Raw genomic sequence first — 19,342 nt, 5'->3', positions numbered from 1 at the left:
CCACACACAACCGGTGAAGGACACGCACTCATGACGACGCCCACGATCGAGCTCAAGCCCTCCTCGCACCCGCTGTCCGACGCGGAGCGCGAGGCGATTCTGGCCAACCCCGGATTCGGCCGCCACTTCACCGACCACATGGTCACCATCCGGTGGACCGAAGGCCGTGGCTGGCACGACGCGCAGCTCGTGCCGTACGCGCCGCTGTCGATCGACCCGGCCAACATGACCCTGCACTACGCGCAGGAGATCTTCGAGGGCCTGAAGGCATTCCGCCGGCCCGACGGTTCGGTCGCCACCTTCCGCCCCGACGCCAACGCCAGGCGCTTCCAGGTCTCCGCGCGCCGGCTGGCGATGCCGGAACTGCCGGTCGAGACGTTCATCGCCGCGTGCGACGCGCTGGTCCAGCAGGACAAGGCATGGGTTCCGGCGCACGGCGGTGAGGACTCGCTGTACCTGCGCCCGTTCATGATCGCCAACGAGGTCGGGCTCGGTGTGAAGCCGGCCAACGAGTACCTCTTCATCGTGATCGCGTCGCCCGCCGGCGCGTACTTCCCCGGTGGGGTCAAGCCGGTCTCCGTCTGGCTGTCGGAGAACTACGTCCGCGCCGTCCCCGGCGGCATGGGCTTCGCCAAGACCGGAGGCAACTACGCCGCCTCGCTGCTCGCCTTCGCCGAGGCGGCGGAGAAGGGCTGCGACCAGGTCGTCTGGCTCGACGCGCTGGAGCACAAGTGGGTCGAGGAGATGGGCGGCATGAACCTGTACTTCGTGTACGGCGACCGCATCGTCACCCCGGAGCTCACCGGCTCGCTGCTCGCCGGCATCACCCGCGACTCGCTGCTCAAGCTCGCGCGTGACCTCGGGTACGAGTCCGAGGAGGGCCGGATCTCCACGGCGGACTGGAAGCGCGACACCGAGAACGGGACGCTCACCGAGGTCTTCGCCTGCGGCACGGCGGCGGCGATCACGCCGGTCGGCTCGGTGAAGTCCGAGGGCGCGGAGTGGGTCCAGGGCGACGGGCAGCCGGGCAAGGTGACGATGGAGCTCCGCAAGGCGCTCCTCGCCATCCAGACCGGCACGGCCGAGGACACCCACGGCTGGACCCACGAGCTGGCCTGATCCCCGTCGGCAGTCGTACGTACGCGAGGCCGCGCCCGGCACATTCCGCCGTGGCGCGGCCTCGCGCGTTGCGGCTGAGCGTTGCCGCTGCGCGGCGAGCGGGCCTCGGCCGGCCAAATCCAGCCAGTCCGGCGCTTGAGGACCGGGGGGCGGGGGCAGCGCCCCGGTACGGCAACGGGCGGGCAGGGGGGAAGCTCCGCAAGGCAGCCGGCGGTGGCGCCTACGCCGGGGTGGGCGTCTCGCTCACCGGCTCCGCCGCCGCCTCCGCGGGAAGCGCGGCGTTCCGGCTCTTCGCCGTCAGCGCGGCGTACGCGGCCCCGCCCACCAGGCCCGAGAGGATGAAGCTGCAATCCACGCCGCCGGTAAGGGCCAGCAGCGGGCCCTCATACACCGTCGTCGAGACCGCCGCGAGGCCGACCGCCGCGCCCAGCGCCCAGGACACGGTGGCCCGGACGTTCCAGCCCGAGCGGTACCAGTAGATCCCGCCCTTGGCCCGGCGGTTGAAGACCTGGAGGGCCTCCGCGTCGTACTGCCCGCCGCAGCGCACGTACCCGATCAGGGAGATCACGGCCCACGGCGTGCCGATGGCTGTCAGGAGCAGGACGAACGACGTCATCGCGGACTGCACCGACCAGGCGAAGGAGCCCACGAACACGAACGCGGTCGCGACGGCGGCGGCGATCACGGTGGCCCGGGTGCGCGTGGCGCGCGGCAGGATCGCGTCCAGGTCGAGCCCCATCGAGTACAGCATCAGGCCGGCGTTGCCGACCGACCCGGCGGAGGCCGCCAGCAGCAGCGGCGCCAGGTACCAGAAGGGCGCCGCCTCGACGAGCGGCCCGGCGTAGTCGAGACCGGCGCGGGCGGCGAGCGCGGTGTACGTACCGAAGAGCTGCGGGACGAGAAGGCCGAGGAACAGGCCCAGACAGGTGGCCCAGAAGACCTTGCGTGAGGTGTGGCGGCGCGGCGAGATGTAGCGCGTGTAGTCGCCGAGCAGGGTGATGAAGGCGACGGGGCCGCTCAGCCCGGCGGCGACGGCCGCGAGCAGCCAGGTGGACCAGAAGGAGCCGAGGAGGTACGGCGTGTCCGGGGGCGCGGCCGTGGTGAAGTCGCCCGCGTAGGCGTACACCCCGGCCAGCAGCAGGACCACCATGCCGACGGACAGCACCTTGCTGAGCCGCAGCAGCAGCTTGTAGCCGTACACCGCCGCGACGACCGTGGCGCCCGCGAGCACGGTGTACATCACCGCGCGGGAGGCCCCGCCGTCCGGCAGGCCGGTGAGCCGGGAGAGGGTCCCGACCATCACGTCGCCGCCGATCCACAGCGTGAGCGCCGTATAACCGAGCGAGAGCAGCAGTCCGACGACCGAACCGACGAGCCGGCCGCGTACGCCGAACTGGGCGCCGCTGGAGGTCGAGAGGTTGGTGGCCGTGCGCAGTGAGATGAGCGCGAGCGGTGCGGTGACCGCGATTCCGGCCAGGGTGCCGACGAGGATCGAGGTCACCGAGGGCCACAGGCCCAGGCCGAAGGACGGCGGCAGCCATCCGAAGACGATGACGCCGAGGCAGAGATTCGAGCCGAGAAGGAGGGAGACGAGGTCGCGCGGCCCGCTGGTGCGCTCCTCGTCGGGGATGGTGTCGACTCCGCGCTGTTCTATCGGCATGGCTGGGTCCTCCCGGTCCGCCGGACAACAAAGTTTTGAGTGCTGCTCAATGTGACTTGCCTTAAGGTGGCGCGTCAATGTTTCCAGTGTGTGAATCTCATGGTTAGAGTGAAGTTCTAAACTTCTTGGAGGTGTGGCGGCGTGCGACTGACCCCGACGGAACGCGACCGGCTGCTGCTGTTCGGAGCCGCCGAACTGGCGCGGGCGCGCCGGGCGCGCGGGCTGCGGCTCAACGTGCCGGAGGCGACCGCGCTCATCGCGGACACGGTCTGCGAGGCGGCCCGCGACGGGCGGCGGCTCGCGGAGGCGATCGAGGCGGCGCGGTCCGTGCTCGGCCCCGACGACGTGCTGCCGGGCGTGGCCGATGTGGTGACCGAGGTGCATGTGGAGGCGGTCTTCGACGACGGCTCGCGGCTCGCGGTCGTGTCGTCCCCGATCGGCGGCGGCGCGAGTCTGGGCGCCGGCGCCCCGGGCGCGGTCCTGCCCGGCCCCGCCGACGCGGAGCCGGAGCCGGCGGTGCGGATGACCGTACGCAACACGGCGGGCGTCCCGGTGAGCGTCACCTCCCACTTCCACTTCTTCGAGGCGAACCCCCGCCTCGACTTCGACCGCTCGGCGGCGTACGGCATGCGGCTGTGCGTGCCCGCCGGGTCCTCCGTCCGCTTCGACGCGGGCGGCGAGGCCGAGGTCGGCCTGGTCCCGATCGGCGGCGCACGGGTCGCGATCGGCTTCGCGGGCCTGGTCGACGGCCCGCTGGACGCCCCCGGGGCGAAGGAGGAGGCCCTGCGCAGGGCCGCCGCCTGCGGCTACCTGGGAGCACAGCCCGAAGGAGGAGCTGAGGCATGAGCATCGATCCGCACGAGTACGCCGCCGTCCACGGCCCGCGCGCGGGGGACCGGGTCAGGCTCGGCGACTCCGGGCTGACCGTGCGCGTCGAGTCCGACGCGCAGAAGCCGGGTGAGGAGTTCCTCGCGGGCTTCGGCAAGACGGCCCGCGACGGGCTGCACCTCAAGGCCGCCGCCGTGCGCGACACCTGTGACGTGGTGATCAGCAACGTGCTGGTCATCGACGTGGCGCAGGGCATCCGCAAGGTGTCGATCGGCATCAAGGAAGGCCGGATCCACGCCATCGGGCGGGCCGGCAACCCGGACACCCTCGACGGCGTCGACGTCGTCGTCGGCACCGGTACGTCGATCGTCTCCGGCGAGGGCCTGATCGCGACGGCCGGCTCCGTCGACACGCACGTCCACCTGCTCTCGCCGCGCATCATGGAGGCCTCGCTCGCCTCCGGCGTGACGACGATCATCGGCCAGGAGTTCGGCCCCGTCTGGGGCGTCGGCGTGAACTCGCCGTGGGCCCTGCGCCACGCCTTCGGCGCCTTCGACGCCTGGCCCGTCAACATCGGCTTCCTCGCGCGCGGCTCGTCCTCCCACGCCGCCCCGCTCGTCGAGGCGCTCGCCGAGGGCGGCGCGTCCGGCTTCAAGGTCCACGAGGACATGGGCGCGCACACCCGCGCCCTGGACACCGCGCTGCGCGTCGCCGAGGAACACGACGTACAGGTCGCCCTGCACAGCGACGGCCTGAACGAGTGCCTGTCCGTCGAGGACACCCTCTCCGTCCTCGAAGGCCGTACGATCCACGCCTTCCACATCGAGGGCTGCGGCGGCGGGCACGTCCCCAACGTCCTGAAGATGGCCGGCGTACGGAACGTCATCGGCTCGTCCACCAATCCCACCCTCCCCTTCGGGCGGGACGCGGTCGCCGAGCACTACGGGATGATCGTCTCCGTCCACGACCTGAAGACCGACCTGCCCGGCGACGCCGCCATGGCGCGCGACCGCATCCGCGCCGGGACGATGGGCGCCGAGGACGTGCTGCACGACCTGGGCGCGATCGGCATCACCTCGTCCGACGCGCAGGGGATGGGGCGCGCGGGCGAGACCGTGCGCCGTACCTTCCAGATGGCCGGGAAGATGAAGGCCGAGCTGGGCCCGATGGAGGGCGACGGCCCGGACGACGACAACGCCCGCGTCCTGCGCTACATGGCGAAGCTGACCATCAACCCGGCCATCGCCCACGGTCTCGCCCACGAGATCGGGTCGATCGAGGTCGGCAAGATGGCCGACATCGTGCTGTGGCGGCCGCAGTACTTCGGGGCGAAGCCGCAGATGGTCCTGAAGTCGGGCTTCCCGGCGTACGGCGTCACCGGCGACCCCAACGCGGCGACCGACACCTGTGAACCGCTGGTCCTCGGACCCCTCTTCGGGGCGCACGGCGCGACGCCCGCCGACATCTCGGTGGCGTTCGTCGCCCGGGCCGCACTCGACCAGGGCAACGACCTGATGCCGACGCGCCGGCGCCGCGTCGCCGTGCGCGGCACGCGCGGCATCGGCCCCGCCGACCTGCGCCTGAACTCCCGTATCGGACAGGTGGGGGTGGACGGACACAGCGGCCTCGTCACGCTCGACGGCGACCCGCTGCGCTCCGAACCCGCCGATTCCGTCTCCCTCAACCGTCTCTACTTCCTGTAAGGACCCCCCATGACCTACCGCATGCCCGCCGAGTGGACCCCGCACGAGCGCACCTGGGTGGCGTGGCCCGGCCCCAACGTCACCTTCTCCGACGAGGAGGAGCTCGCCGCCTCCCGCGCCGCGTGGGCGGGAGTCGCCCGCGCCGTGCGTGCCTACGAGCCGGTCACCGTGGTCTGCGGGCCCGGTCAGTCGGACGGCGCGCGCGAGCTGCTCGGCCCGGACATCGAGCTGGTCGAGCGCGAGCTCGACGACGCGTGGATGCGCGACATCGGCCCGACCTTCGTCAAGGACGACGAGACGGGCGAACTGGCCGCCGTGGACTGGGTGTTCAACGGCTGGGGCGCCCAGGACTGGGCGACCTGGGAGCACGACTCGAAGATCGCCGGCATGATCGCCGATCTCACGGGCGTGCCCACGCTCTCCTCCCCGCTCGTCAACGAGGGCGGCGGCATCCACGTCGACGGCGAGGGCACGGTCCTGCTCACCGAGACCGTCCAGCTCGGCCCCGAGCGCAACCCCGGCTGGACGCGCGAGCAGGTCGAGGCGGAGATCCACGCCAAGCTCGGCACCACCAAGGCGATCTGGCTGCCGCGCGGCCTGACCACCGACTACCCGCCGCACGGCTTCGGCACCCTCGGCCACGTCGACATCGTCGCCGCGTTCGCCGCGCCGGGTGTCGTCCTGGCCCACACCCAGCCGGACCCCTCCCACCCCGACCACGAGCCGTGCAAGGCCAACGTCGAGCTGCTGCGCGCGCAGACGGACGCCAAGGGCCGCCCGCTCAAGGTGATCGAGGTGCCCGCGCCGACCAGGGTCCAGGTCGACGGCGACTGGGTCGACTACTCGTACATCAACCACTACCTGTGCAACGGCGGCGTGGTCCTGTGCGCCTTCGACGACCCCCGCGACGAGGAGGCGGCCGAGATCTTCCGCGGCCTCTTCCCCGACCGTACGGTCACCCTGGTCGACGCCCGCGAGATCTTCGCGGGCGGCGGCGGCATCCACTGCATCACCCAGCAGCAGCCCGCGACCCGCGGCTGATCGGGTAGAACATACGGGTGCCTCCTGTGAACGCCTCCGCCTCATGACCGAGCCCGCCAAGCCGCCGTCCCGGCGGCGCAACTCCGCCCCGCCCCGCGAGACGGTGCTCGCCGCCGCCATGGCGAGCATCGCCGGACACGGGCTGGAGAAGCTCACCATGGCCGGGCTCGGCCGTGAGGTCGGCATGAGCAGTGGGCACCTGCTCTACTACTTCCGCAGCAAGGACGAGCTGCTCCTCCAGACGCTCGAATGGAGCGAGGAGCAGCTCGGCATGGACCGCCGGGCGGCGCTCGCCCGCCAGGTCCCGGTCCGCGAACGCCTCGACGCGTACGTCGATCTGTACGTGCCGGCGGGGCCGCGCGATCCGCACTGGGCCCTGTGGCTGGAGCTGTGGAACCGTTCGCACGCCGTCGACGACGAGGCCCGCGCCCGGCTCCTGGACATCGAGCTGTCCTGGCACCGCGACCTGGTGGCCCTGCTCGTCGAGGGCGCCTCGCGGGGGGAACTGCGCACGGTCGTCGACGCCGACCGCTTCGCGACCCGGATACGGGCGCTGCTCGACGGCTTCAGCACCCACGTGGCGATGGGGCTGCCGGGCTCGGAACGGTCCCAGGTCCTCGCCCAGATCGGCGAGTTCCTCGACGAGACGCTGCACTGAACGGGGCTGAACGACACAGTCCCGCCCACAACCCCCACGTGCCCGCATGGTGAGACGCGAGTACCACTCCGGGCAAGACGTGTCAGAATGCCCTTGTGTTCTCGTTCGCCGTGATTATGGGCAGCAGGCGCGCCGGTCCCCAGTGACCGCTCCCGTACCACCATGTACGGCGCGGCCACCGTGCCCCAGACCCGCGCGCAGACCTCTCGCACCCGCGAGGGGTTTTTTCGTTTCCCGGCCTCATCACGGCCGGGACGAGGCGCGCGCGATGATGGGGGCAAGTGGAGCCAGCCCTTCCACTCGACAGGAGTCCAGACAGCCATGACCACTTCAGGCCCCGACGACAGCTTCCACGTCTTCGACACCACCCTGCGCGACGGTGCCCAGCGCGAAGGCATCAATCTGACGGTCGCCGACAAGCTGACCATCGCCCGGCACCTGGACGACTTCGGCGTGGGCTTCATCGAGGGCGGCTGGCCGGGCGCCAACCCGCGCGACACCGAGTTCTTCGCCCGCGCGAAGAACGAGATCACCTTCAAGAACGCGCAGCTCGTGGCCTTCGGCGCCACCCGCCGGCCCGGCGCCGCGGCTGAGAACGACCCGCAGGTCGCGGCCCTCCTGGACTCCGGCGCCCCCGTCGTCACCCTGGTCGCCAAGTCCCACGACCGCCACGTGGAACTCGCCCTGCGCACGACGCTGGAGGAGAACGTCGCGATGGTCCGCGACACGGTCTCCCACCTCCGCTCCCAGGGCCGCCGCGTCTTCGTCGACTGCGAGCACTTCTTCGACGGCTACCGCGCCAACCCCGAGTACGCCAAGTCGGTCGTACGGGCGGCCTCCGAAGCCGGAGCCGACGTCGTCATCCTCTGCGACACCAATGGCGGCATGCTGCCCGCGCAGATCCAGGCCGTCGTCGCCACCGTCCTCGCCGACACCGGCGCCCGCCTGGGCATCCACGCCCAGGACGACACCGGCTGCGCCGTCGCCAACACCCTTGCCGCCGTCGACGCGGGCGCCACCCACGTCCAGTGCACCGCCAACGGCTACGGCGAGCGCGTGGGCAACGCCAACCTCTTCCCCGTCGTCGCGGCCCTGGAGCTGAAGTACGGCAAGCAGGTCCTTCCGCCGGGCGCGCTCGCCGAGATGACCCGCATCTCGCACGCCATCGCCGAGGTCGTCAACCTGACGCCCTCCACCCACCAGCCGTACGTCGGCGTCTCCGCCTTCGCGCACAAGGCCGGCCTGCACGCCTCCGCCATCAAGGTCGACCCCGACCTGTACCAGCACATCGACCCGGGCCTGGTCGGCAACCACATCCGGATGCTCGTCTCCGACATGGCCGGCCGCGCCTCCATCGAGCTCAAGGGCAAGGAACTCGGCGTCGACCTGGGCGACGACCGCGAACTGGTCGGCCGCGTCGTCGAGCGCGTCAAGGAGCGCGAGCTCAAGGGGTACACGTACGAAGCGGCCGACGCCTCCTTCGAGCTCCTCCTGCGCGAGGAGGCCGAGGGCCGCGCGCTCAGCTACTTCCGTACGGAGTCCTGGCGCGCCATCGTCGAGGACCGCCCCGACGGCACCCACGCCAACGAGGCCACGGTGAAGCTGTGGGCCAAGGGCGAGCGCATCGTCGCCACGGCGGAGGGAAACGGCCCGGTCAACGCCCTGGACCGCGCCCTGCGCGTCGGCCTGGAGCGGATCTACCCGCAGCTCGCCAAGCTGGAACTGGTCGACTACAAGGTCCGCATCCTGGAGGGCAAGCACGGCACCGAGTCCACGACCCGCGTGCTGATCACCACGGGCGACGGCGAGGGGGACTGGTCCACGGTCGGCGTCGGCGAGAACGTGATCGCGGCCTCCTGGCAGGCCCTGGAGGACGCCTACACGTACGGCCTGCTGAAGGCGGGCGTCGAGCCCGCCGAATAGGCCAGGGCGCGAGCGGTCGGGTACCTCCACCGAGGTACCCGACCGCTATAAACCCATCTGTCTAAATAAGCACCCTTTCGGGTAGCTTTTAAGCATGAGGACACGACTGTTCTCCGCCCTGTCAGGGCTGCTGCTCTCGCTGGCGGCCACCGCACTAGCCGTGGCGCCGGGCGCGCAGGCTGCCACGGGCCTCGACGCCGTGGCGGATTCTCTGCGCAATGGACCGGTGTACGTCGACGAGCGCGCCCGCGACCAGCTCCCACCCCGCGAGGCGGACGCGCTGGAAGCGAAGATCGTCGACGCGGACAAGCCGGTGTTCGTCGCCGTGCTTCCGCAGAGCGGGGAGTTCCCGCCCGACGGCCTGCTGGCCGACCTGCGGACCAAGACCGGCATCACCGGCGTGTACGCCGTCAGGCTCGGCGACGCGTTCGACGCGGGCGCCGACCGCGTCGTGATGTCGCGTCAGGCGGTCGACAACCTCACCGCCTCCGTCGAACCGGCGGGCGGCACGGACGCCGTCGCCCAGCTGAACGCCTTCGTCGACGACGCCGTCGAACAGGCCAGGGGTGACGCCCCCAGCGCCTGGGAAGGCGCTCAGAGCGGGCCGTCCTCCGTCGTCGGGCTGGTCACCTTCGGACTGCTGCTCGTCGCGGGCTGCGCCGGTGTGTTCCTGGTGGCCAAGCGAAACCGCCGGCGCAAGGCCGCGCAGGAGCGGGCCGCGCTGGAGAAGGTGCGCGTGGTCGTCGACGAGGACATCACCGCGTTCGGCGAAGAACTCGACCGCCTCGACTTCCATCCCGCCGAACCGGGCGCCGACGACGCGATGCGCGCCGACTACGAGCGCGCCCTGGACGCGTACGAGAAGGCCAAGTCGGTCATGGTGAAGGCGACGAAGGCGGAGGACGCCCGCGGCGTCACCGAGGCGCTGGAGGAGGGCCGCTTCGCGCTCGCCGTGCTCGCCGCGCGCCGCGAAGGAAGGCCGCTGCCGGAGCGCCGCCCGCCGTGCTTCTTCGACCCGCGCCACGGCCCGTCCACGACGGACGCCGACTGGGCTCCGGCCGGCGGCTACACGCGCCGGGTGCCGGTCTGCGCGGCGGACGCCACGCGGCTGGCCGACGGTCACGACCCGCTGTCCCGCACCGTCGAGACGGCGGACGGCCGCCGTCCGTACTGGGAGGCGGGCCCGGCGTACGCGCCGTGGATCGGCGGCTACTACGGCGGCGGCATCCTGCCCGGCCTGCTGGTGGGCACGATGCTCGGCTCGATGCTCTCCACGCCCGCCTACGCCGATCCGGGCGTCGGCGGTTACGAGGGAGGGGACTTCTCGGGCGGCGACTTCAATTCCGGGGACTTCGGCGGCGGAGGCGACTTCGGCGGTGGCTTCGGGGGCGGCGACTTCGGCGGCGGCGGGTTCTAGTCGTCCGCGGCGCGCGCATGGCCAGTCGTACGTACCCCGCCTGCGTCCGGCCTGTCGTACGTACCGCCTGCCGTACGTACCGCGGTCGTACGTACCGCGGTCGTGCGCACCGCCTGTCGTGTCTACCGGATGGGCCGTCTGATCGTCCCCGCACATGCAGTCCCCGGTAGTCCGTCCCGGTCTCAGGAGTCCCAGCCGTCACTGGAAGCTCCGAGGCCGAGGGGATCTGCCGGGGGCCTGGCCAGAGCCTGCGAGTGGGTCGTCACGCAAGCCGGCGAACGTCTCCACCGGCCGTGCGGCTCGCTCCGGTTTTCTGGTGTAATAAGGATTTTCCTCCCGATTCATCACGAGTCAAGAGGGGGACGCGGCTTTCTTCGCCCGCCGAGCGGGATCGTCAGCCCTGCGCGGGGACGCTCTTGATCGCGGAGATGTCGAAGGTCAGCTTGACCTTGTCGCTGACCATCACGCCGCCGGTCTCCAGTGCCGCGTTCCAGGTCAGGCCCCAGTCGGAGCGCAGGATCTCCGCGCTGCCCTCGAAGCCGACGCGCTCGTTGCCGTACACGTCGGTCGCCGAGCCGTTGAACTCCAGGTCGATGGCGAGCGGCCGGGTGACGTCCTTGATGGTCAGGTCGCCCACGATCCGGTAGTCGTCGCCGCCGAGCTGCTCGGCCGAGGTGGAGCGGAACGTCATGAGGGGGAACTGCTCAACGTCGAAGAAGTCGCCACTGCGCAGGTGCCCGTCGCGGTCGCCGATGCCGGTGTCGATGCTCGCGATCCTGACGTCGATCGCGGCGGCCGAGCGCGACGGGTCCGAGCCGTTGAGTGTCAGCGTGCCCTCGTGGTCGGCGAAGCTGCCCCGGACGTTGGTGACCATGGCGTGGCGGACGGTGAAGCCGATGCTGCTGTGCGCCGGGTCGATGGCGTACTCGCCGGTCAGCGCGGCCAGCGCGGGGTCCACGTCGAGGGTGGCGGTCGCGGCCGGGGCGGTGGTGGTCTTGCGGTTGAACAGAGCCATGGCTCCTCCTCGGGAAGTTTGTTTAACCTTCAACGAGATTCACTGTAGACCTATGTCGTTCAATTTTCAACAAGTAGTTTTCGCGGCCCTCTGGCGACGCGCGTAGAACTCGGGCACCATCCTCTTGCTCCACCTGCACAGCTGCCCCGTACGACCCCCAGGTCCAGCACGGTCACCAGCAGGAGGAAAACCTCGTGAGAACCCGTTCCGTACTCACCGCACTCGCCCTCGTGCTCGGCGCGCTCTTCGCGCCCGGCATCGGCGTCGTCAGCGGCGCGACCGACGCGCACGCCGTCACGAAGATCAGTCACGCCACCGCGACCTCGATGTTCCGCTCGTCCGGGATCACCTGGTCCTCGTCGGGGGGCTGCTCCGACCGCAACAACCCGACCTGTACGTCCTTCGAGCAGCTCAATCTCGCCAGCGCCAAGGGCGCGCAGACCCTCAAGAGCGCCAGCGGCTGTGCGCTCAACATCACCGGCGGCACCGAGACCGGTCACGCCGGCGGCACGTACTCCCACTGGAACGGCTACAAGCTCGACTACGCCAAGTACACCTGCGTCGGGAACTACATCAAGAACACGTTCACGTACATCGGCGTGCGCGGCGACGGGGCGCCGCAGTGGAAGTCCGGGTCCGGCAACGTCTACGCGGACGAGGGCAACCACTGGGACGTGACCTACTACAACTGCGGCGGCTGCTGACCGGCCCGTAGCCCGCGCGTCGCTTCCGGCCCGCGAGGACGGGTTCGGCCCCGTCCTCGCGGGATCGGCCGGTGCGGGGTTCGGGGCCGGGAAGAGCCGGTCCCGGTGGCTGACCGGGTGAGCGAGGAACCGATCCCGCGGGAGCGGCCGCGCGGTGTCACCCGACGGTCAGCGTGAAGCGCCGGGGATTGCCGTCGTGCGCCGCTCCCGAGACGTCCGGCTGCCCGTCCGGGCGTACGTCGTCGTACGGGAAGGCGTAGCCGATCGGGGTGTTGGCGTGCAGCACCCGTGCGTAGTGGTTGGTGGCCGGATCGCGGTAGTAGTCCGCCGCCGTCGCGCCGTTCGGCTGGTCCGGGTGGGTCAGCAGGGTCGTCCGGTTGAAGGCGGCGGAGAGCCTGGCGAGCAGGGCCTTCTTGTCGTCGGGGTCGCCCGGATTGTTGGCGAACGGGCCGTGGTTGCAGGTGAAGACGTCCCGCGAGGAGGGCCTGGTGAAGGTGTGACCGCCGGTGAAGGTCATGACGTCACCACTGACGCGGCCGGTGCGTACGCCGCGCCCGCCCTGGAGGTCGATGCGCAGGTCAGTGGTGCGGTACTTGTCCCAGACGCGGCTGATGTAGGCGTCGAAGACGTTGCGGAAGGGCATTTCGGCGGGGCGGTCGAAGAAGGGCGCCATCAGATTCTGCGGTGAGATCACCCGGAGCGCCCGGCCGTCGGAGCCCCGGATGACGAGCTTGTCCCACGGCTGGCCGTCGCGTCCTTTCTGCGCGACGAGACCGTCGGCGATCCTCTGGAGGGCCCCGGCCGGCAGGGAGGCGACCGTGTGGGTGGCGTCGCCGGTCAGGGTGAGGCCGATGGGCAGTGCGGTCACCAGATCGACGTAACTGATGTTGGCGTACAGCTGCTGCGGGTTGAAGGTGAACTCCGCGAACGACCAGGTGCGGCCGTAGTTGGCGTCGGTGGAGGTGGCGAACGCCGGCTCGACGAGAGCGGGGCCCGGGTTCAGGAAGAAGTCCAGCTTGCTGTCGCGTACGAAGTAGACGCGGGCCCCGAACATCTGCGGCAGGGTCAGCACCACCGGCCCCGCTCCGGCAGGGCGCAGCGGAATGGCGCAGTCGACGGGAAGGGGCGTCTGGGGCGCCGCGGGGGACTGGGGGTAGTACACGCCACCACCGGGGCGCAGCAGTACCCAGCGGCCGGTGCCCTGCTCGTGACCGGTGACGTAGGCGTTGACGGTGCCCGGCAACGACCTGTTCGTCAGGGCCAGTTCACAGGTGGCGGGCGCGGCGGCGGCGTGCGGGCTGAGAGCGCTCTCCCAGGCGGGGTAGGAGAGGGCTGTCGTGGCCGCGGCGGCGCCGGTGAGAAATGCTCTTCGAGATATCACAGGTCAACTCCTGCTTTTGTGGGGGGAGTTCCACTCTTGCGACGGCCGGAGCGACCGTCAAGAGTTGTGCCTGAGAGCGCTCTCAGAATCTTCGCCGTACGGGACCGGGCCCACGCGCGGCGGTCGTCGCACCCGCGCCCTTCCCATCCGGGGGAGCGGGGTCCGGCAGGCGGAGACCCGGTGCGGGCAAGGGCGGGCCGGGGAAAACCCGCCGCAGCGGCCCCGCCTTGACGGAAAGCGCTTTCGATTCGCGCTGTCGCGCCCATTGAAAGATCTCGCGCGCGGGTGCTAGACACACCGCACAGGTCTAAACCACCGCCCCGGAGGTCCCCGTGCCGCTCTGGTCCCGCCGAACCCTCCTCGCCGTCACGTCCGGCACCGCCCTCGGATTCGCCCTCGCCGGCCCCGTGGAAGCGGCCGGCACCGCCGACGAGTTCGACACCCTCCGCCTGCGCTGGGTCGAGCTCTCGCTCGGCGCCGGATTCGACGCCACCACCGAGCCCTACGCCTCGCGCCTCGCGGAGACCGGCCGCCTGGCCGCCGGCTTCCGCGCCACCATGGCCCCGGCCGACTCGTCACTGTGGCCCGGTCACCCCTTCGACCCGCCCGCCGGCATCACCCAGAGCTACAGCCGCCTGTGGACCATGACCCAGGCGTACCTCCAGCCCGGAACCGGGCTCACCGCGGACGCCACCCTCCTCGCCGACGTCCTCCGCGGCCTCGACCACCTCTCCGCGCGCGTCTACAACCCCTCCACCACCCGCTACGGCAACTGGTGGGAGTGGCAGATCGGCAGCCCCCGGCTCCTCATGGACATCGCGGCCGCCCTCCACGACGAGCTCGGCGACGCCCGGCGCCAGGCCGCCTGCGCCGCCGTCGACCACTTCGTCCCCGACTCCTTGCTGAAGAGCTACTCCGGCACGAGCACCGGCGCCAACCGCGTCGACCTCTGCCGTTCCGTGGCTCTGCGCGGTGTCGTCGGCCGCAGCCCGGCGAAGATCGCCCTCGCCCGCGACGCCCTCTCGCCCGTCTTCCCGTACGTCACCAAGGGGGACGGCCTGTACGCCGACGGATCGTTCGTCCAGCACACCTGGGTCGCCTACTCCGGTACGTACGGCCAGGTCATGCTCGACGGGCTGGGCAGGCTCTTCACCCTCCTCGCGGGTTCGACCTGGGCTGTCACCGACCCGAACCGCCAGATCATCCTCGACTCCGTCGAGAACGCCTACGCGCCGCTCATCTACAACGGCCTGATGATGGACAGCGTCAACGGCCGTGCGATAAGCCGGGGTTACCTCAAGAGCGACGACCGCAAGGTGATGCGCAGCGACCACTTCCACGGTCAGGGACTCATCGCCGCCGTCCCGCTGCTCGCGGGCGGCGCGTCGGCGGCGGAACAGCGGCGCTGGACCGCGATGGTCAAGGGCTGGATCGAGCGCGACCGTACGACGCCGCTGCTCACCGCACCGCAGTTCAACGTCGCGGATCTCTCCCGCCTGCACGCCGTCGCCGCGTCGCCGGTGCCCGCGGCCCCCGAACCCGTCGCGCACAAGCTCTTCGCCTCGATGGACCGGGCCGTGCACCGCCGCCCCGGCTGGGCGGCCGGCATCTCGATGGCCTCCGAGCGGATCGCGTACTACGAATGCGGCAACGGCGAGAACCCGCGCGGCTGGCACACCGGCGCCGGAATGCTCTACTGGTGGCCGGGGGAGCTGCAAAACGACCAGTACACCGACTGGTTCTGGCCGACCGTCGACTTCTACCGCCTCCCCGGGACCACCGTCTCCACCAAGCGCCTCGCCGACCGGGCGGGCGGTGAATGGGGAGCCCCGAAGCCCGCCGTGAAGTGGGTCGGCGGCGCCACCGACGGCGAGTTCGCCGCCGTCGGCCAGCACCTCAAGGGCCTCGGCTCGACCCTCGAAGCCCGCACATCGTGGTTCTGCCTCGCCGACACGGTCGTCTGCCTCGGCGCAGGCATCACCTCCACCGACGGCGTACCCGCCGAGACGATCGTCGACAATCGCATGCTCGGTGAGAACGGTACGCACCCCCTCACCCTCGACGACGACCACGCCGCGCGCCCCCGCTGGGCCCACCTCGAAGGCCACGGCGGCTGGGTCTTCCCCGAGGCGGCGGCCGAAGCGGGCCCCGCGCTCAGGACCCTCCGTGAGGACCGCACCGGCTCCTGGAACGACATCAACACCACCAGCACCTCCGAGCGCCGCACCCGCCGCTACCAGACCCTCTGGCTGGACCACGGCACTGACCCGGTGGACGCCGGCTACGCCTATCTGCTGATGCCGGGAGCCTCACGCCGTACCGTCGCCGCCCGCGCGGCCGACACCGGCTGGTTGCGGACGCTCGCCAACACCCGCGCCGTCCAGGCGGTGGCGATCCGGTCCCTGGGCGTCGCGGCCGCCAACTTCTGGCAGCCGGGCACGGTGGAGAGGCTTACGGTGACGGCCCCGGCGAGTGTGCTCGTACGCGGGAAGCGGCGCACCGCGACCCTGGCCGTCAGTGAACCGACGCGCACCGGGCAGCCCCTGGAGGTCACCTGGGCGCACCGAAACGTGCGTGTCGTCTCGAAGGACCCCGGCGTCGAAGTGCTGTCCACCGGCCGTACGCTGAGGCTCCGCGTCACACCGGGGACGGCCGGCGCGAGCCACCGCTGTGAGGTGGCTCTCAGCTGACCCCCTTATGGCCCCTTGTTGAACCCCGACAATCCCCGACGGCGTTGAGCTGGTGCTTAGGCCGCTTGGCGGGGTGGTTCTGTCCAGTGGTGACAGGAGAACGGGCCGGAGACTGTGAAGAGTCGACGGCCTGTTTTTCTTGTACTCCTTCGTAGGGTCAGTACATGACCGTTTTGGACGAGACGCCGCGCGAGCCCACCGACGCCCGTGGCCGGGTGGCCGAGCTGCTGGCGCTGCGTGAGCAGGCCCGCCGCGGCCCCAGTGACCGGGCGACCGAAGCCCAGCACGCCAAGGGCAAGCTGACCGCGCGTGAGCGCATCGAGCTGCTGCTGGACCCGGGCACGTTCAAGGAGGTCGAGCAGCTGCGCCGGCACCGGGCGACCGGGTTCGGCCTGGAGGCCAAGAAGCCGTACACCGACGGTGTCATCACCGGCTGGGGAACGGTGGAGGGCCGCACGGTCTTCGTCTACGCCCACGACTTCCGCATCTTCGGCGGCGCGCTGGGCGAGGCCCACGCCACCAAGATCCACAAGATCATGGACATGGCCATCTCGGCCGGTGCCCCGCTGGTCTCCCTGAACGACGGCGCCGGCGCCCGTATCCAGGAGGGCGTCTCGGCGCTCGCCGGCTACGGCGGCATCTTCCAGCGCAACACCCGCGCGTCCGGTGTCATCCCGCAGATCAGCGTGATGCTGGGCCCGTGCGCGGGTGGCGCGGCGTACAGCCCGGCCCTCACCGACTTCGTCTTCATGGTCCGCGAGACCTCGCAGATGTTCATCACGGGCCCGGACGTCGTCCGCGCCGTGACCGGTGAGGAGATCACCCAGAACGGCCTCGGCGGCGCCGACGTGCACGCCGAGACCTCGGGCGTCGCGCACTTCGCGTACGACGACGAGGAGACCTGCATCGCCGAGGTCCGCTACCTCATCTCGATGCTGCCGTCGAACAACCGCGAGAACCCGCCCACCGTCGAGTCCGAGGACCCCGAGGACCGTCGCTCCGACGTGCTCCTGGACCTGGTCCCGGCCGACGGAAACCGACCGTACGACATGCGCAAGGTCATCGAGGAGCTCGTCGACGACGGCGACTTCCTGGAGATCCACGAGCGCTGGGCCACCAACATCATCTGCTCGCTGGCCCGTCTCGGCGGTCAGGTCGTCGGCATCGTGGCCAACCAGCCGCAGTCGCTGGCCGGTGTCCTCGACATCGAGGCCAGCGAGAAGGCCGCGCGCTTCGTGCAGATGTGCGACGCGTTCAACATCCCGATCGTCACCCTGTTGGACGTCCCCGGCTTCCTGCCGGGCGTCGACCAGGAGCACGGTGGGATCATCCGCCACGGCGCCAAGCTGCTGTACGCGTACTGCAACGCCACGGTGCCCCGGATCTCCCTGATCCTGCGGAAGGCCTACGGAGGTGCGTACATCGTCATGGACTCCCAGTCCATCGGCGCCGACCTCACCTACGCCTGGCCCACCAACGAGATCGCCGTGATGGGCGCCGAGGGCGCCGCCAACGTCATCTTCCGCAAGCAGATCGCCGACGCCGAGGACCCCGAGGCCATGCGCGCCCGCATGGTCAAGGAGTACAAGGCCGAGCTGATGCACCCCTACTACGCCGCGGAGCGCGGCCTGGTCGACGACGTGATCGACCCGGCCGAGACGCGCGAGGTGCTGATCGCCTCCCTCGCCATGCTCCGCAGCAAGCACGCAGACCTGCCGTCGCGCAAGCACGGCAACCCCCCGCAGTAATCCTGCGACGAAGAGGAGAACCTCAGTGAACGAATCTTTGCTGCGCGTCGAGAAGGGCCACGCCGAGCCCGAGGAGCTGGCCGCGATCACCGCGATCCTGATGGCCCGCGCCGCGAACCGCTCCGACGAGGCCCCCGCCCACCACGGCCGCTCCACGGCCGGCTGGCGCCGCCTGGAGCGCACCCCGGGCTTCCGCGCCCCGCACAGCTGGCAGGGCTGAGCCCCACCGCCTTTCCCGGCGCGTACGACGAAGGCCCCCGTCCACTCCTCGGAGTGGCGGGGGCCTTTCTCGTACGTACGCCGGACGCGACGCGTACGCCGTGTCCGTCCTACCGGAGCCGCGCCATCAGGGCGTGCTCGACGAGCGTGATCAGCGCGCTCTTGGCGTCCGCGCGGTGGCGGGCGTCGGTGGTGAGGATCGGGGTGTCGGGGCCGATCTGGAGCGCCTCGCGCACCTCGTCCGGGTTGTACGGCTGGTGCCCGTCGAAGCCGTTGAGGGCGATGACGAACGGCAGCCCGCTGTTCTCGAAGTAGTCGACGGCGGGGAAGCAGTCGGCGAGCCTCCGCGTGTCGACCAGGACGACGGCGCCGATCGCGCCGCGCACGAGGTCGTCCCACATGAACCAGAAGCGGTCCTGACCGGGCGTACCGAAGAGGTACAGGATCAGGTCCTGGTCCAGGGTGATACGGCCGAAGTCCATGGCCACCGTCGTGGTGGTCTTGTCTCCGGTGTGCGTGAGGTCGTCGATGCCCGCCGATGCGGACGTCATGACGGCCTCGGTGCGCAGCGGGTTGATCTCCGAGACGGCTCCGACGAACGTGGTCTTGCCCACGCCGAAGCCGCCCGCCACCACGATCTTCGCGGAGGTTGTGGAGCGGGCTGCTCCGCTGCTAGAGCTTGCGAAGTCCACTGAGCACCCTTTCGAGCAGTGTCACGTCTGGCTGACCACCGGCGGACTCGTCGCCGCCGGGCTGGTGAATGGCTACAAGTCCGGCCTCTGCCAGGTCGGCGACGAGGATCCGGGCCACCCCGAGGGGGATGGTGAGAAGTGCCGAGATCTCGGCGACCGACTTGATCTCCCGGCACAGATGGCAGATCCGCTGGTGCTCGGGCAGCTGCCCTTGCAGACGTGACGGGTCCGCCGTGGTGCTGACCAGTGCCTCGATGGCGAGCTGGTAACGCGGCCTGGTGCGGCCGCCGGTCATGGCGTACGGCCGGACCAGCGGGTTGTGGTTCGCCTGCGAGGCGGCGGGCGCGGGGGCCCGCCGCGACTGCGTCGGCTGGACGCGCTGCTGAGGCTGCGGCTGCTGCCGCTGCTGCGGCGGCGGCTCGTACGCCTGCGGCCGACTCGGCGCGGAGGGGAAGTTGAACCTGTTGTGCGAGGTGTCACCCTGATTCTGGCCCTGACCGTAAGGCCAGTTGGCCGAAGAACCGTCCGGGGGTGTTGCCACGTT

16 protein-coding genes are annotated in these 19,342 nt (G+C 70.8%); 11 read left to right on the top strand and 5 right to left on the bottom strand.

The window, feature by feature from the left end:
• The first annotated feature begins 30 nt into the window (after positions 1-30).
• Positions 31-1,119, top strand: coding sequence for a branched-chain amino acid aminotransferase (locus tag AS594_RS10640; protein ID WP_069926777.1), 1,089 nt, complete (start codon positions 31-33; stop codon positions 1,117-1,119).
• 220 nt (positions 1,120-1,339) lie between these two features.
• On the opposite strand, the gene AS594_RS10635 is transcribed toward AS594_RS10640, so the two are convergent.
• Complete coding sequence (locus AS594_RS10635; RefSeq protein ID WP_069935080.1) at positions 1,340-2,779, bottom strand: cytosine permease; 1,440 nt, start codon at positions 2,777-2,779, stop codon at positions 1,340-1,342.
• A gap of 141 nt (positions 2,780-2,920) precedes the next feature.
• On the opposite strand from AS594_RS10635, the gene ureA reads away from it, so the two are divergent.
• The 6 genes from ureA (at position 2,921) to AS594_RS10605 (ending at position 10,349) form a co-directional block, all read left to right on the top strand.
• Positions 2,921-3,625, top strand: coding sequence for an urease subunit gamma (gene ureA / locus AS594_RS10630; RefSeq protein ID WP_069926775.1), 705 nt, complete (start codon positions 2,921-2,923; stop codon positions 3,623-3,625).
• On the top strand, positions 3,622-5,310 hold the full coding sequence (locus AS594_RS10625; protein ID WP_069933108.1) for an urease subunit alpha: 1,689 nt from the start codon (positions 3,622-3,624) through the stop codon (positions 5,308-5,310). Before ureA ends, AS594_RS10625 begins: the two co-directional genes overlap by 4 nt.
• A 9-nt stretch (positions 5,311-5,319) precedes the next feature.
• Complete coding sequence (locus tag AS594_RS10620) at positions 5,320-6,351, top strand: agmatine deiminase family protein (protein ID WP_069933109.1); 1,032 nt, start codon at positions 5,320-5,322, stop codon at positions 6,349-6,351.
• 43 nt (positions 6,352-6,394) lie between these two features.
• Positions 6,395-7,009 carry a TetR/AcrR family transcriptional regulator gene (locus tag AS594_RS10615; RefSeq protein WP_069933110.1) on the top strand — a complete coding sequence of 205 codons (615 nt, stop codon included), beginning with the start codon at positions 6,395-6,397 and terminating at the stop codon, positions 7,007-7,009.
• Positions 7,010-7,330: 321 nt separating this feature from the next.
• Entirely contained in the window at positions 7,331-8,932 is a 1,602-nt protein-coding gene (gene cimA / locus AS594_RS10610) for a citramalate synthase (RefSeq protein WP_069933111.1), read from the top strand.
• A 94-nt stretch (positions 8,933-9,026) separates the two neighbouring features.
• The gene (locus tag AS594_RS10605) at positions 9,027-10,349 is read left to right on the top strand and encodes a hypothetical protein (protein WP_069933112.1); all 1,323 of its coding nucleotides are present in this window, start codon (positions 9,027-9,029) and stop codon (positions 10,347-10,349) included.
• Between the two features lie 394 nt (positions 10,350-10,743).
• Here AS594_RS10605 and AS594_RS10600 read toward each other — a convergent pair whose 3' ends face one another.
• Entirely contained in the window at positions 10,744-11,364 is a 621-nt protein-coding gene (locus AS594_RS10600) for a YceI family protein (RefSeq protein ID WP_069933113.1), read from the bottom strand.
• 194 nt (positions 11,365-11,558) lie between these two features.
• Here AS594_RS10600 and AS594_RS10595 point away from each other — a divergent pair, with 194 nt between their 5' ends.
• A complete protein-coding gene (locus tag AS594_RS10595; protein ID WP_069933114.1) occupies positions 11,559-12,068 on the top strand; it encodes a hypothetical protein in 510 nt (169 codons plus the stop codon).
• A 157-nt stretch (positions 12,069-12,225) separates the two neighbouring features.
• Here AS594_RS10595 and AS594_RS10590 read toward each other — a convergent pair whose 3' ends face one another.
• The gene (locus tag AS594_RS10590) at positions 12,226-13,449 is read right to left on the bottom strand and encodes a glycoside hydrolase family 64 protein (protein WP_069933115.1); all 1,224 of its coding nucleotides are present in this window, start codon (positions 13,447-13,449) and stop codon (positions 12,226-12,228) included.
• A 332-nt stretch (positions 13,450-13,781) separates the two neighbouring features.
• Here AS594_RS10590 and AS594_RS10585 point away from each other — a divergent pair, with 332 nt between their 5' ends.
• The 3 genes from AS594_RS10585 to AS594_RS10575 all read left to right on the top strand — a co-directional run bounded on the left by AS594_RS10585 (position 13,782) and on the right by AS594_RS10575 (position 18,107).
• Positions 13,782-16,139: a polysaccharide lyase 8 family protein gene (locus AS594_RS10585; RefSeq protein ID WP_069933116.1), complete on the top strand. Its 2,358-nt coding sequence runs from the start codon at positions 13,782-13,784 to the stop codon at positions 16,137-16,139.
• Between the two features lie 164 nt (positions 16,140-16,303).
• The gene (locus AS594_RS10580) at positions 16,304-17,887 is read left to right on the top strand and encodes an acyl-CoA carboxylase subunit beta (RefSeq protein ID WP_069926765.1); all 1,584 of its coding nucleotides are present in this window, start codon (positions 16,304-16,306) and stop codon (positions 17,885-17,887) included.
• A gap of 25 nt (positions 17,888-17,912) precedes the next feature.
• Positions 17,913-18,107, top strand: coding sequence for an acyl-CoA carboxylase subunit epsilon (locus AS594_RS10575; protein ID WP_069926764.1), 195 nt, complete (start codon positions 17,913-17,915; stop codon positions 18,105-18,107).
• A gap of 109 nt (positions 18,108-18,216) precedes the next feature.
• Here the strand turns inward: AS594_RS10575 and AS594_RS10570 are convergent, their stop codons facing one another.
• Positions 18,217-18,798, bottom strand: coding sequence for a GTP-binding protein (locus tag AS594_RS10570; RefSeq protein WP_028813754.1), 582 nt, complete (start codon positions 18,796-18,798; stop codon positions 18,217-18,219).
• Positions 18,779-19,339 carry a DUF742 domain-containing protein gene (locus tag AS594_RS10565; protein WP_069933117.1) on the bottom strand — a complete coding sequence of 187 codons (561 nt, stop codon included), beginning with the start codon at positions 19,337-19,339 and terminating at the stop codon, positions 18,779-18,781. The genes AS594_RS10570 and AS594_RS10565 overlap by 20 nt, the downstream gene beginning before the upstream one ends.
• Positions 19,340-19,342: the final 3 nt, after the last annotated feature.

Source organism: Streptomyces agglomeratus, from assembly GCF_001746415.1.
Lineage (GTDB): Bacteria > Actinomycetota > Actinomycetes > Streptomycetales > Streptomycetaceae > Streptomyces > Streptomyces agglomeratus.
This window is presented reverse-complemented; position numbering and strand designations above follow the sequence as displayed.

Bases quoted from the DNA above. Each gene is read 5' to 3' on its own strand.
- AS594_RS10640 (WP_069926777.1), top strand. From the start codon at position 31: ATGACGACGCCCACGATCGAGCTCAAGCCCTCCTCGCACCCGCTGTCC.
- AS594_RS10635 (WP_069935080.1), bottom strand. From the start codon at position 2,779: ATGCCGATAGAACAGCGCGGAGTCGACACCATCCCCGACGAGGAGCGC.
- AS594_RS10625 (WP_069933108.1), top strand. From the start codon at position 3,622: ATGAGCATCGATCCGCACGAGTACGCCGCCGTCCACGGCCCGCGCGCG.
- AS594_RS10620 (WP_069933109.1), top strand. From the start codon at position 5,320: ATGACCTACCGCATGCCCGCCGAGTGGACCCCGCACGAGCGCACCTGG.
- AS594_RS10615 (WP_069933110.1), top strand. From the start codon at position 6,395: ATGACCGAGCCCGCCAAGCCGCCGTCCCGGCGGCGCAACTCCGCCCCG.
- cimA (WP_069933111.1), top strand. From the start codon at position 7,331: ATGACCACTTCAGGCCCCGACGACAGCTTCCACGTCTTCGACACCACC.
- AS594_RS10605 (WP_069933112.1), top strand. From the start codon at position 9,027: ATGAGGACACGACTGTTCTCCGCCCTGTCAGGGCTGCTGCTCTCGCTG.
- AS594_RS10600 (WP_069933113.1), bottom strand. From the start codon at position 11,364: ATGGCTCTGTTCAACCGCAAGACCACCACCGCCCCGGCCGCGACCGCC.
- AS594_RS10580 (WP_069926765.1), top strand. From the start codon at position 16,304: ATGACCGTTTTGGACGAGACGCCGCGCGAGCCCACCGACGCCCGTGGC.